10 protein-coding genes are annotated in these 13,647 nt (G+C 65.7%); 6 read left to right on the top strand and 4 right to left on the bottom strand.

The window, feature by feature from the left end; all coding sequences use genetic code 11:
* Positions 1-297: 297 nt before the first annotated feature.
* From AC56LW_RS10105 to AC56LW_RS10085, 5 genes are all read left to right on the top strand, one after another.
* On the top strand, positions 298-1,884 hold the full coding sequence (locus AC56LW_RS10105) for a flavin monoamine oxidase family protein (protein ID WP_499633945.1): 1,587 nt from the start codon (positions 298-300) through the stop codon (positions 1,882-1,884).
* Positions 1,881-2,285 (top strand): c-type cytochrome, encoded by a 405-nt coding sequence (locus tag AC56LW_RS10100; protein ID WP_499633944.1) that lies wholly within the window; start codon positions 1,881-1,883, stop codon positions 2,283-2,285. The genes AC56LW_RS10105 and AC56LW_RS10100 overlap by 4 nt, the downstream gene beginning before the upstream one ends.
* A 40-nt stretch (positions 2,286-2,325) precedes the next feature.
* Complete coding sequence (locus AC56LW_RS10095; protein ID WP_499633942.1) at positions 2,326-2,835, top strand: RidA family protein; 510 nt, start codon at positions 2,326-2,328, stop codon at positions 2,833-2,835.
* Positions 2,836-2,902: 67 nt separating this feature from the next.
* Positions 2,903-5,380: a TonB-dependent receptor plug domain-containing protein gene (locus AC56LW_RS10090; RefSeq protein WP_499633941.1), complete on the top strand. Its 2,478-nt coding sequence runs from the start codon at positions 2,903-2,905 to the stop codon at positions 5,378-5,380.
* A gap of 264 nt (positions 5,381-5,644) precedes the next feature.
* Entirely contained in the window at positions 5,645-6,346 is a 702-nt protein-coding gene (locus AC56LW_RS10085; RefSeq protein ID WP_332532154.1) for a pirin family protein, read from the top strand.
* 66 nt (positions 6,347-6,412) lie between these two features.
* Here AC56LW_RS10085 and AC56LW_RS10080 read toward each other — a convergent pair whose 3' ends face one another.
* Complete coding sequence (locus tag AC56LW_RS10080; protein ID WP_499633939.1) at positions 6,413-7,336, bottom strand: LysR substrate-binding domain-containing protein; 924 nt, start codon at positions 7,334-7,336, stop codon at positions 6,413-6,415.
* A 194-nt stretch (positions 7,337-7,530) separates the two neighbouring features.
* On the opposite strand from AC56LW_RS10080, the gene AC56LW_RS10075 reads away from it, so the two are divergent.
* Entirely contained in the window at positions 7,531-8,136 is a 606-nt protein-coding gene (locus tag AC56LW_RS10075) for a DedA family protein (protein WP_332531988.1), read from the top strand.
* Between the two features lie 45 nt (positions 8,137-8,181).
* Here the strand turns inward: AC56LW_RS10075 and AC56LW_RS10070 are convergent, their stop codons facing one another.
* Genes AC56LW_RS10070 through AC56LW_RS10060 form a run of 3 tightly spaced genes read right to left on the bottom strand, consistent with a single transcriptional unit; the run spans position 8,182 to position 13,444 of the window.
* Positions 8,182-9,114, bottom strand: coding sequence for a diguanylate cyclase domain-containing protein (locus tag AC56LW_RS10070; RefSeq protein WP_499633937.1), 933 nt, complete (start codon positions 9,112-9,114; stop codon positions 8,182-8,184).
* Positions 9,111-12,611, bottom strand: coding sequence for a hybrid sensor histidine kinase/response regulator (locus AC56LW_RS10065; protein WP_499633935.1), 3,501 nt, complete (start codon positions 12,609-12,611; stop codon positions 9,111-9,113). Before AC56LW_RS10065 ends, AC56LW_RS10070 begins: the two co-directional genes overlap by 4 nt.
* Positions 12,608-13,444 carry a carotenoid biosynthesis protein gene (locus AC56LW_RS10060; RefSeq protein WP_499633933.1) on the bottom strand — a complete coding sequence of 279 codons (837 nt, stop codon included), beginning with the start codon at positions 13,442-13,444 and terminating at the stop codon, positions 12,608-12,610. Before AC56LW_RS10060 ends, AC56LW_RS10065 begins: the two co-directional genes overlap by 4 nt.
* Positions 13,445-13,647: the final 203 nt, after the last annotated feature.

Genomic DNA, 13,647 nt, shown 5'->3' with positions numbered 1-13,647 from the left:
CGGCGTCGCTACGCTGTCCGTGGACGATCCCGAACGGGTCAGGAAAAATAAAGTCTCGACGCAGCATGCGCCAGGCATCGCGCGAAGTGTGTCACGTTTGTCAATACGAATGAAGAAGCAGTAGTTCTGAATCTTGTTTGAATAAATGCGCTTACGTCAGGCTTACGTTCGGTCAAACTACCTCTGCACTTTATTTTAATAAGTTTCGTATTGACGATCGCACCACCCACTTGGCACAGGTATTGCTGATAGACCACTAGTTGCAAGGTCTTTCAGTAACGCCAAGTGGAGGTAGAAATGAAACGTTTGACACCGTCGCTGACCCGACGTGAGTTCTTGTACCGCGCCGCCGCCGTTGGCGGTTCGGCGCTGTTGATGGGTTCGATGAATGCCTGGGGCATGGGGATCGCCTCCCGGACCACGACGCCGCCCGTGCTCGCTGGCTCTGGCAAAGGTAAAAAAGTCGTCGTGCTGGGCGCCGGCTTGGCCGGCCTGACGGCGGCGTACGAATTGGGCAAGCTGGGCTACGAAGTCCAGGTGCTCGAGGCGCGGCCCTATGCGGGCGGGCGCTGCCAGACCGCGCGCAAGGACTTCAAGCTGCACGAACTGGGCGGCGAGGCCCAGCAGTGCCGCTTCGACGCGGGCCAGTACATCAACCACGGCCCGTGGCGCATCCCGCTGGACCACCAGTCCACGCTCTACTACGCGCGCGAGTTCAAGGTACCGCTTGAAGTGATGGTCAACGAGAATGACCATGCGTATGTGTACCTCGAGGATGGCGGGCCGCTGTCGAAGCAGCGCCTGCGCGGCGCCCAGATCAAGGCCGACATGCGCGGCCACGTCGCCGAACTGCTGGCCAAATCGGTGACCGGCCACGCGCTCGACACGCAACTGACCGGCGACGACCAGCGCCTGCTGCTCGATTACCTCAAGCACGAAGGAGCGCTGGACGCCGGCGACCTGGCCTACAAGGGCCGCAGCGGCCGTGGTTTTGCCACCAACCCCGGCGCGGGGCTGGTGCCGGGCGCCGGCACGCCGTCCGATCCGCTGGCGTTTCACGATCTGCTGGCCGCCCGGGTCGGCAAGGTCTACAGCGCCGTGCAGGAGTTCCCGATGCACGCCACGATGTTCCAGCCGGTCGGCGGCATGGACGCGATCCCACGCGCCTTCGCCAGCCGGCTGGGCGGCCGCATCCGCTACCACGCCGAAGTCCAGCGCATCCGCCAGGGCGACGACAAGGTCACGATCGACGTGCGTGACACGGCCAGCGGCGCGCTCTCGCGCGTCACGGCCGACTATTGCCTGTGCACGGTGCCGCTGTCGGTGCTGCGCATGATCGACACCGATTTTTCCGACGGGTTCAAGGCCGCGATCAAGGCCGTCCCCTACGCGCCGGTCGGCAAGATCGGCCTGCAGATGAAGCGCCGCTTCTGGGAGGAAGACGACCATATCTACGGTGGCCACGTGCTGACCGACCTGAAAGGGATCAACACGATCTCGCTGCCGTCCGGTGGCTGGCAGCAGAAAAAGGGTGTCGTGCTGGGCTACTACCACTACGCGCTCGACGCCATTGAAGTGAGCGGGATGGCACCTAGCGAACGGACCGAGTTCGCACTCGCGGCCGGCGAAAAGATCTTTCCTGCCTACCGTGCAAGCTACGAGAGCAGCTTCTCGGTTGCCTGGCACCGCGTGCAGTACAGCCTGGGCGGCTGGGCCGAATGGACCGACGCCGCGCGCAAGAGCGCCTACCCGATCCTGCTCGATGGCGAGCGCCGGGTGCTGCTCGCGGGCGAACACCTGAGCTACCTGACCGGCTGGCAAGCCGGCGCCATCGAATCGGCATGGCAGCAGGTCGAGGCACTGCACCGGAGGGCCAGCGCATGAAGACCCCGATCCTTGCACTGGCAAGCACTGTTCTGTGGGCCGGCGCAGTCCAGGCCCAGGCTCCCGCACCGGCAGACGGCAAGACCCTGTTTGCCAGGAACTGCGCGGCCTGCCACCAGGCCAATGGACGCGGCATTCCCGGCGCGTTCCCGGCGCTCGTCGCCAGCCCGGTCGCCATCGGGCCGGCCGACGCCGTGGCCGAGGTGCTGCTCAAGGGGCGCGGGGGCATGCCCGATTTCAGCACCAGCCTGGATGATGCCGATATCGCCGCCGTCCTGACCTATGCGCGCAGCAGCTGGGGCAATCGCGCGCCGCCGATCGCCGGCGCCGAGGTTGCCATGCGGCGCGCCGCGCTGCAGGTCGCACCGGCGGGCGACAGCCGCTTCGGCAACAAGCACTGATGTTTTCCCTTTCCTTCCCATGCCCATGAAAGACGATCCAATGACATTTGCCGCTCTCCGCTCCACCTCATGCCTGGCCGCCGCGCTGCTGCTGGCGCCCGCCATTGCCAGCGCCGCAGCCACCGATATCGTGCGCCACAAGATCCCGAACTCGGACTTTCCCATTGCCCTGGCCGTGTCGGTGCCGCCCGGCGCGACGATCCACTTCATCAGCGGCCAGGTGCCGCCCATCGTTGAGAAGGCCGCCGGCCCCGATACCATCGCGGCCTTTGGTGACACCAAGACGCAGACGGTCGGCGTGCTGCAGAAGATCAAGGAGATCCTCGCCGGCATGGGATTGGGCATGGGCGACGTCGTCAAGATGCAGGTGTTCCTGGTGGGCGATCCGGCGCAGAAAGGGCGCGCCGACGTCACCGGCTTCATGGCCGGCTACACCCAGTTCTTCGGCGGTGCGCAGCCCAACCTGCCGGCGCGCGCGGTGATGCAGGTGGCGGGCCTGAGCAATCCCGGCTGGCTCGTGGAAATCGAAGTCGTGGCAGCAAAGAAGTAAGCGGCGCGGCCCATGCCGGGCCACGCCAACCATACCTATAACAGATCACGCCAACCAGGGAACCACCATGTACAAGACCATCATTCATACCAGTGTTGCCGCTGCCTTGCTGTCGTGGGGCGTGGCGGCCCATGCTGCCGACAAGGCGGCCAAGCCGGCCGTCGAGACCACGACTGCCGCCGTCGCGCCCGATGCCCCCGCGATCGCCAGTACCGGCGTCGTGATCGTCACGGGCACGCGCGCCGCCGGCCTGACGGTCGAGGACAGCGCATCGCCGATCCAGGTGCTCGACGCATCGTCGCTGGCCCGCACCGGCCAGCCCGACCTGATCCAGGCCCTGGCCCAGAACCTGCCGTCACTCAATGCCCAGGCCTTTGGCAGCGACATGGCGGCGATGACGCTGTCGGCGCGCCTGCGCGGCCTGTCCCCGAACAACACGCTGGTGCTGGTCAATGGCAAGCGCCGCCACGGCACCGCCAACCTGGCCGTGCTGGCCGGCGCCTTCCAGGGCGGCGCCGCAGCCGACCTGAATTTCATTCCGGTGGCGGCGATCGAACGCGTCGAAGTGCTGCAGGATGGCGCGGCCGCGCAGTACGGCACCGACGCCATCGCCGGCGTCATCAACATCATCCTCAAGTCCAATTACCGTGGCGGCAGCGCCAACGTCAGTGGCGGTGGCTATATGGACGGCGGCGGGCACACGGGCGACGGCATGGCCAATATCGGCCTGACCCCGTTCACCGATGCCTGGCTGTCGCTGACAGCGGAAACGAAGTACCACGGCTTTTCGCAGCGCGGCGGGATCGATCCGCGCGTCGTCGATCCGGCCACGATGGCGGCGATGCCGTCGCTCGTCAATGCGCCAGGCTACCCGTACCTGAACAAGATCCAGGGCGACGCCCAGTACCGCCAGCACATCTTCGCCGCCAACTTCGGCGTGGACCTGGGCGGCGACACCGAGTTGTACAGCTTTGCCACCTATGGCAAGAAGGAAGCGCGGGCCTTCGAGAACTACCGCATGCCCAACCGCCTGCCGACGATCTACCCACTGGGTTTCAGCCCGCAGGAGACGTTCGACGAAGAAGACTATGCGTTCACGTTCGGCATCAAGGGCAAGGTGTTCGGCAACTGGAACTGGGATCTGTCGAGTACCTACGGCAAGGACGTGGCCAAGCTGGGCGTGGCCAATTCGGCCAATATCTCGCTGTTTACCGACACCGGCGCGACGCCGCTTGATTTCGCGGCCGGGGAATTCCAGGCCAGCCAGTGGACCAACAACCTTGACCTGCGCCGCGAGTTCGATGTTGGCATGGCTACGCCACTGACGCTGGCGCTGGGCCTCGAGCACCGCCGCGATACCTACGCGATTGTCGCGGGCGACGCCGCATCGCGCTACAAGGAAGGCGCGCAGTCGTTCCCGGGCTTCTCGCTGACCGACGCCGGAAAACACAGCCGCAACAACAAGGCGGTCTACGCGAATATCGCCGTGCAGCCCGTGACCGGCTGGACGGTCGACATCGCCGGGCGCTTCGAGGATTTCAGCGACTTCGGCAACGCCAAGGTCGGCAAACTCACCAGCCGCTACGACTTCACGCCGGACGTGGCCGTGCGCGCGACTTACAGCAACGGCTTTCGCGCGCCGACGCTGGCCGAATCGTTCTATTCGGCCACCAACGTTTCGCCACGCAGCGCGTTCGTGCAACTGGCGCCGAACTCGCCGGGCGCGCGCCTGGTGGGCATCGACGGCCTGAAACCCGAAGCATCGACCAATATCAGTGCTGGCCTGGTGCTCAATCCGGTGGCCGGCATGGCCGTCACGCTGGACGCCTACCAGATCACGATCCGCGACCGCATCGTCGGCAGCGGCTCGCTGTACGGTTCGGGCGGCGCGATCAATTCGCCTGCCGTTACGGCAGCGATCCTGGCCAATGGCAATGTTCTGGATCCGACCGTCGTGCAAACCGGTATCAACATCTTCACCAATGCCGTCAACACCCGCAGCCGCGGCGCCGAAATCGTGGCCACCCTGAGCAGCAACTACGGCGCATACGGGCGCGTGGACTGGTCGGCCGCGGCCAATTACAACAAGGTCGAGGTCATCAAGATCAACCAGGCGCCAACGCAACTGGGCGCGCAGACGCTGCTCGACGCCACCGCGATCTCGCATCTGGAAACGGCCTCGCCCAAGGTGCGGGTGAATCTGGGCGGCTTGTGGCGCATGGGTGACTGGACCGTGAACCTGCGCGAGAACTACTTTGGCAAATCGTCCGAACAGTTCTCGACCGACGGCGCGGTGTATCGCGAAAACCGGATCAAGGCCAGCCTGTTGACCGACCTGGAAGTGAGCTACCAGATCAGCAAGGCCTGGAGCCTGTCGCTGGGTGCGAACAACCTGTTCAACGAGTACCCGGACAAGGTCAACGCACTGACGCTGGCCGAGCAGCGCGCCAACCTGGACAACGGTGCGGTGACGATCTATCCAGGCTTCTCGCCATATGGCATCAACGGTGGTTACTACTATGCGCGCGCGGCCGTAAAATTCTGATCCACGGCGTCGGGCGTCGGGCATCAAGCAGCTGTCCGTGGCGGGCCAGCCGCTTGATTGCCGCTACAGGGTCGATCCAGCCCGCGACACAGATTCCATAATCGAAAATATCGATCATAGGGCGGCAGATAACTCGTTTTTCATCATGGCCGGTGACGCGCATAATAGCGTCATCGCATCGGGAACAAGGCGCGAATCAGCGAGTGCCGGTAACGGCATCGAGATTCGAGCAGCTCGATGATCCAATCACGAAAGGAGCACATGATGTTGAACGTCCGTAAAAGCAATGAACGTGGTGGCGCCAGTTTCGGCTGGCTGAACTCGCAGCACTCGTTTTCGTTCGGTCACTACCACGATCCGAAACACATGGGTTTTGGCCCGCTGCGCGTCATCAATGATGACCATGTAGAGGCAGGCCGCGGCTTCGATTCGCATGGTCACCGTAATATGGAAATCATCTCGTATGTGCTCGAAGGCGCCCTGGCGCACAAGGACAGCATGGGCAACGGCTCGGTGCTGCGCTACGGCGACGTGCAGGTCATGAGCGCCGGTACTGGCGTCGTGCACAGTGAGTTCAATGGTTCGAAAACAGAAGGCGTGCACTTCCTGCAGATCTGGATCGAGCCGAATGAAATTGGCGCCGAACCGCGCTACGAAGAAAAGCACTTCGACACGGCCTCGAAGACCGGCAAGCTGCGCGTGGTGGCGTCGAACGACGGCCGCGATGGCTCGGTCTCGATCCGTCAGGATGCATCGATCCATGCCGGCATCTTCAACGGCGCCGATGGGGCGACCCATGCGCTGGCCGATGGCCGCCAGGCCTATGTCCACGTGATTCGTGGCCAGATCACGGTCAACGGCGTGGCGCTGAGCGGTGGTGACGCGCTCAAGATCACCGGTGAACCTGCGGTGACGCTGGGCCAGGCCGAAGCGGCCGAAGTGCTGGTGTTCGATCTGCCGCAGTAACACGCGCAGGCAGCATGGCAGCAATGCCGCCCCGATCCCGGGGCGGCGTGTCGTGTGCGTGTCGTTTTATGCAGCCGCACACGGATCGACGGCCATGCGCGCGAACGGTGAACTCGTGCGCATCCGGTCGATCCACCAGGTGAGCGCCGCGCCGTCCTCGGTGCTGCGCCAGGCCAGATAAAAGGTTTCGTCGGGCTTGGGTTCCACCACCTGCTTTTCAATGAGCTGGCCACGCGCGATCGCCGGCCTGGCCCAGGCCTCGGGCAGGAAGCCGAAGCCCAGCCCCTGCACCTGGAACTCGTACTTGGTGCGCATGTCGGGCACGGCCAGCGTGGCCTGTCCGAACAGGATGCCCACGGTGCGCGCGCCCAGCACGCGCGCTGAATCCGACACCGTGATCGCCCGGTACGGCAGCAGATCGGCCTTGTCGAGCGGATGGTCAAGCGCTGCCAGCGGATGGTGCGGGGCGACCGCGAACACGAAGCTGCTCGTGCCGATCGGTTCGGCCGTGTAGCCGCCGCCCGACGGCCCGTCGCCGGCAGCGCCCACGAGCAGGTCGACGCGGCGGTCGAGCAGGGCGTCCCAGGTACCACCCAGCGACTCGCGCACGATGCGCAGGCGCGTGTGGTCGGCGACCTGGTAAAAGTCTTCGATGTCCGGCTGCAGGCCACCCGCGCCCAGCACCGAATCCATCCCGATCGCAAAGTCCGTTTCCCAGCCCGAGGCCACGCGCCGCACGCGCGACTCCAGGTCGCCGGCAGCACGCAGCAGGTAGCGGCCGTCCTTGAGCAACGCCTGGCCCGCCGGCGTCAGCGTGACCTTCGGCCCGAAGCGGTCGAACAGGCGCACGCCCAGGTCGTCCTCGAGCTTGGACACCGTGTACGAGATGGTGGACGGCACGCGAAACAATTCCTTGGCCGCGCCCGCGAACGAGCCTCGGCGGGCGATGGTGTCGATGATCTGAAGGGCGTCGAGGCTGAGCTTGAGCAAGTAGGCATCCTGGAATCGGTATCCAGCCATGGTAGCGGCAAGCGCGGGCGCCACCAAGCCCCCGGGGCGAAAATAGCAGTCTGATTCTGTCGCCATGGTTGGCCGGCGCGCTCGCCATGCGTGCGCAGCAGAACAGATGCCTGGTTTTGAAAATTGGTATCGTACGGGCTGCCCAATCATATGGAGTACGTCCCGTGTTCGAGTTCATCACCGAGTTCATGCAAAAGAGCGGCTATCTCGGCGTCTTCGCGCTGATGGCGCTGGAAAACATTTTTCCTCCGATTCCATCCGAGCTGATCATGCCGTTTGCCGGATTTGTCGCTGCGCGCGGTGACCTGAACGTGATCGGCGTGCTGCTTGCCGGCACCGCCGGATCGGTAGCAGGCGCTTTGCCGTGGTATTACGCCGGCAAGGTGTATGGCAAGGAGCGGCTCGAAGCCTTCGCCGACAAGCACGCGCGCTGGATGACCGTCACCCACGGCGACATCGAGCATGCGATGGACGCCTTCGAAAAGCACGGCAAGAAAGTGGTCCTGCTGGGGCGGTTGATTCCGGCGATCCGCACGCTGATTTCGGTGCCGGCCGGTCTGGCCAACATGTCGATGGGCCAGTTTCTGTTGTTCTCGACGATCGGTTCGCTGATCTGGACCGGTATCCTGACCGGCGCCGGCTATGCACTCGAGAGCCAGTACGAGCGCGTGGCCGAGTATGTCGATCCGGTGTCGAAGGCAGTCCTGATCGGCCTGCTCGGCTGGTATCTGTACCGCGTGGTGACATTCAAGTCGCGTAGCAAGACCTGAACCGTTCATGGCTGCTGGCCAGGCCATGCCAGGCCGGCTTGCCGGCTAAGCGGACGCCGCCGCCAGCGCCAGCGCGCGCCACCACACCTGATCGCGCCCGGCCTGCTTGGCGCGATAGAGCTGGGCGTCGGCCGCTTCGAACAGTTCGAACGGTTGTTCGGTGCCGGCCGGATCGAATGTGGCGCCGCCGATGCTGACGGTCAGCACCGGCGCAACGCTCGATGCTTCGTGCGGGATCGCCAGGCCGGCAATGGCCGCGCGCAGCGCTTCGGCGATCGCATGCGCGGACTGGGCATCGGTCTCGGGCATCAACAGCAGCAGTTCTTCGCCGCCATAGCGCGCCGCCAGGTCGCCCGGCCGGTGCATGGCTGCGCCAGCGGTGCGCGCCACCGAGCGCAGCGCGCGGTCGCCCGCCGGGTGGCCATACCGGTCGTTGAACTGCTTGAAGGCGTCGATGTCGAGCAGGGCCAGCGACAGTGGCAGCCCGCTCTGGCAGGCGCGCTGCCATTCCTGCTCATACACTTCGTCGAAGCGGCGCCGGTTGGCCAGTTCGGTCAGGCCGTCGATATTGGCGAGGCGTTCGAGCATCCGGCGCTGGCGCACGACCTGCAGGTGCAGCGCCACGCGCGCCATCACGACGGTCTGGTTGAACGGCTTGACGATGTAGTCCGACGCGCCCATCTTGAGGCCATTGGCTTCGTCTTCGGGCCGGTCCAGGCCGGAGATGAAGATGATGGCGATGTGCGCCGTCTGCGGATCGCCGCGCAGCCGGCGCAACACCTCGTAACCGTCCATGTCCGGCATCATCACGTCGAGCAGGATCAGGTCGGGCAGGTGGCGCCCGGCGCGTTCCAGGGTCTGCGCGCCATTGCGGGCCAGCAGCACCGTATAGTCGGGCTTGAGCAGTTCGCCCAGCACTTCGCGGTTGATGGCGTCGTCGTCGGCCACCAGCACTTTTTGCGACTGATCGATATTCATTGGCTGCCTTCCAGGCTGAGATCGAGTTGCGCGCCCAGGGCCGCCAGCGGCGCCAGCGCCGCCGCATACTCGATCTCGGCCACAGCACGCCGCACGGCGCCCAGCGCCTGTTCGACGGGATCGGCGTGGGTCTGCGTGCCAAGCAGCGACTCGAGCTGTGCCAGGGCGTCTTCGGCGCGCGCATCGTCGGTACGCAGGTAGCTGTCCAGGCGCGCGATCACCAGCGACAGCGCTTCCGGATCGCCCGCTGTCGGCAGTGCCAGCGCCGCCATCTGGGCCAGGCCGGACAGTACCGTGTCGGCCGCGTTCACGAGGGCCGGCACCTGGATGCCGACGCGGTCGAACTGGCCGGCGCGCAGATCCTGCTCGAGACGCGCAGCGGCGCTGCTCAGTTCGAACGCACCCACGTAGGCGGCGCTCGACTTCAGGTTGTGCGCCAGTGCTTGCAGGCGCGGGTGGTCGCCCGCCTGCAGCGCTTCGCGCAGGATGCGCGGGGCACTGGCGTATTCGCGGATGAAGCTGCCGGCGCGCTTTTCCAGGCGGCTGCGCTGACCATTCACATTCTCCAGCGCCATGCGCCAGTCGATGCCCGGCACTGCCGGCAGCGGCCGGCTGGACGATTGCTGCAGCGTGGACGGGGCGGGCCGCATGGCGGGCGGCGCCACGCGGCCTGCCAGGCGTGCCGGATCGATCCATTTGAGCAGCGTGCAAAACAGCAGGTCGGGGTCGATCGGCTTGGTCACATGGTCGTTCATGCCGGCCAGGCGGCTCAGCGCGCGGTCGCTGGGCAGCGCGTGCGCCGTCATGGCCACGATCGGCAACGCGCGCAGGCGCGGGTCGAGCCGGATCTCGCGTGTGGCCGTCAAGCCATCCATCTCGGGCATCTGGATGTCCATCAGGACCAGGTCATAGTCCCCGGCCAGCGCCATGCGCACCGCGTCCACGCCATTGAACGCGACATCGACCTGCATGCGCGCGGCGGCCATGAAGTCGAGGGCGACTTCGCGGTTGTTGTCGTTGTCCTCGGCCAGCAGGATACGCGCGCCATCCAGGCGCGGCAGGTCGGCCAGGGCCGGCAGGTAGTTGTCGACCGTGTCGACGGCGCCCAGCTGCGGGTGCAATACTTGCAGCAGGCTGTGGTACAGGAGCGCCGGGCCGACCGGCTTGTGCAGAAACGCGTCGATCGGCAGCTCACTTTCCCCTTGCTCCTGCATCACGGTCTCGCGCGTGCAGGCCGAGATCATCAGGATCGCCGGCGGCGGCGTCACGTCGCCCTGGTTTTCGGCGTGCCGGTGAATGCGGTGGATGGTCTGCATGCCGTCCAGGCCCGGCATCAGGTAGTCCATCAGTACGATCTGGTAGGGGTTCCGGTCGCGCGCGGCCTGCGCCAGCAGCGCGAGGCATTCTTCGCCCGAAGCGGCCATATCGGCGTGCACGCCCAGGCCGGCGAGCATTTCGGCCAGCGCGCCACGCGCGGTGGCGCTGTCGTCAACGACCAGCGCGCGCACGTCGAGCAAGAGCGCCTTGCGTACCGCACTGGCGGCCGCATGGCCTTCGGCGATCCCCAGCTGCACGGTGAAGGTAAAGCTGCTGCCGACGTGCGGCGTGCTGCGCGCCGCGATCTCGCCGCCCATTAATTCGACCAGCTGGCGCGAGATCGACAGGCCTAGGCCCGTGCCGCCGTACTTGCGCGTGGTCGAGCTGTCGGCCTGGCTGAACGAGACGAACAGGCGCGCCAGCTGCTCGGGCGTCATGCCGATGCCGGTGTCGCTGACCGTGAAGGCCAGCACGATCCTGTTGCCGTCGACCTGCTGCGCCTCGACGGCCACCACGATTTCACCGCGCTCGGTGAACTTGACGGCATTGCCGGTCAGGTTGATCAGGATCTGGCCGAGACGCAGCGGGTCGCCGATCAGGCGCTGCGGCACACCGGGGCCAACCCGGAAGATTAGCTCGATGCCCTTGGCGTCGGTCTTCACGCCGGTCAGGCTCGCCAGATGATCGAGCATCTCGTCGAGGTCGAACGGCACCGCTTCCACCTGCAGCTTGCCCGCCTCGATGCGGGAAAAGTCGAGGATGTCGTTGATGATCCCCATCAGGTGCTCGCTGGCGCCCAGGATCTTGCTCAGGTAATTGCGCAGCTGCGGCGCTGGCTCGCTCATCAGGGCCAGCCGGCTCATGCCGATGATGGCGTTCATCGGCGTGCGGATTTCATGACTCATATTGGCCAGAAATTCCGACTTCATGCGGGTGCTGGCTTCGGCGCGCAGCATCGCCTGTTGCATCGCCTCGGTGCGCAGGGCCAGGATGCGCATGAACACCAGCATGTCGAAGGTGCTGCCGAAGACCAGCGCGTGCATGGTCCAGAAGTTCGCCGGGAGCTTGCCATTGATGAGCTGCGCGGTGACGAATGCGGCCGCAAATGCCACCGCCCAGCCGGCCAGAAAGTAAATGCCGACCGCGTCGCCCGTCCGCGCGCGCCGGTAGGCGCCGGGCAGGCCGAGCAGCATCGGCATGATGCCCAGCGTGCCGACGATCAGGACCAGGTATTTGTGATTGATGACGCCGGCGGCGAAGCCGATCGCGGTGACCAGGCACAGCGCGGCCAGCGTCTTCATCATGCGGCTGAAGATGCGGTCGCGGCCGGGCCGCGCGAGCGATTGCTCGACGAACAGGTAGGCGCCGCACGAGGCCATGATCGAGGCCAGGCCCGCACCGTGTTCGAGCAGCCAGGCATTGCCCGGGTAGAGGTACTGGCCGGCGATGCCGAACCAGGCGGCCGAATACAGCGTGACGCCGGTGGCCTGCAGCGCGTACTTGCCGAACAGCGGCTCGCGCAGCGCATACCACTGGCCCAGCGCGTACAGGATCAGCGTCACGCGCAGGCCCAGCAGGACGCCCTGCATCAGCTGCTCGCCCAGTTCGGCCGGCAGGACCGCGTCGGGCTGCATGAAGCTGATCGGCAGGATCTTGGGGCCGACCGTCTTCACGCGCAGCAGCACGGTGTAGGCCGTGCCCGGCGTCAGGCGCAGCACGGCGCCGGGCACGCGGCCCTTGAGTGCATCGCCCGACTGCTGCTGCATGCGCCCGACGCTGGCGACCTTGCGCAGGCCGCCTGGGAAGCGTACCCAGACGTCGACCTCGTCGAGCAGTGCGAAATCGATCTGCATCACCCAGCCGTTGGTGGCATCGCGCGCCACTGCAACGGGGATCCGGACCCAGGTCGTCCCCGGTTGCATGCCCAGGCTGGCGTCGGCGGTCGCTGGCCGCGCAAAGCGCGCCTCTGCGGCCAGTGCGGCAGGGGCGTCGAGTGCGTTGGCGGGATCGGCCAGCGTCGTCACGGCCGGCCAGGCATCGACGACGCCGGCGTCGCGCGTCAACTGCAACGTCTGGGCCATGGCCGGCGTCGCAGCCATCATGCCCAGCACGAGTAGTATTGCCAGGCATGCAAAGGCAGCCATGCGCGCGCACGTGGCGCGCTTCATCCAGTACGTCATGCTGTACCCCTGGCCGCAGCCCTTGCTGAAACGGCAGGTACTGGCTGCCAGCGATACAGCCCGCATGCGGCGCACAACAGCGGCATGCCCATCACGAACAGGGCGATGGTGCGCGTTTCGACCGGCACGCCCTGGGTGGCTTCGAACAGCATCAATGCGCCGTACAGACCGAGCGGGACCAGGACATCGCGCGTGCGCGCGGCCGGCGCCGGGCGCGCCCCGGTCCGGCGCAACAGCAGGCGGAACACGAAGACGATGCTGCAGGCCACCAGCATCCAGCCGGCAAAGCCCTGCAGCGTCTCGCCGAACCACCAGCCATCGTCCTTCACCATGATCCAGGCCTTGAGCTTGTAGACCATGTACGGATCGACACCCAGGTCGTAGGCGGTCACGATCAGCGCGGCAAGCAGGGCCATGACGATGCTGCGGCGGATCGACGTGGCGCCATCGGCCGGGATTTGCCAGACGATCAGGTTGGCCATCACATAGCCGATATACGATAGCGCGAACCACATGAGCGGAATGACCACGGGCACGCTGCCCAGTTGCGGGCCGAGGACCGGCGTGTAGTGGTAGCTGCCGAAGAACCAGCCGTAGCTGGCGCCCATCTCTTCGGCGAGCCAGCCGACCGGCAGCGCGATCAGCACGAGGGAGATGGCCGCACGCTGGCCGAGCACGCGCGCTGCGCTGGCCAGGCACGCCAGGAACATCAGTACTGAACTGGCGACCAGCAACTGGGTCCCGGCATGCCAGCCGCGCAGCAGCAGCGCCAGCAGGGCGGCGCCGCCGAACGCTGCAGCAAGACGGGACAGGACAGTTGGCGAGGGCATCATCTTCGGATTCATCGGTGCGAGGCGCGAACTGTTTGGTCGAAATGACGTCTGCGCCCGAGTGTTGACAGGGGATGTTGCGATAATGACAGTCTATATTGACAGTCTAGCAGGTCATCCCTGCGAGCAACAGCATTGTGATTCTTGAATGTAACATTTTCGCACGGCTGTGGTGTTCCCTGGACGCCCACTGCCGGTCTACAGCG

Source organism: Telluria sp. LT2P80 (genome assembly GCF_059685955.1).
Note: the sequence above shows the minus strand (reverse complement) of the source record. Positions and strands in the feature narration are given on the sequence as shown.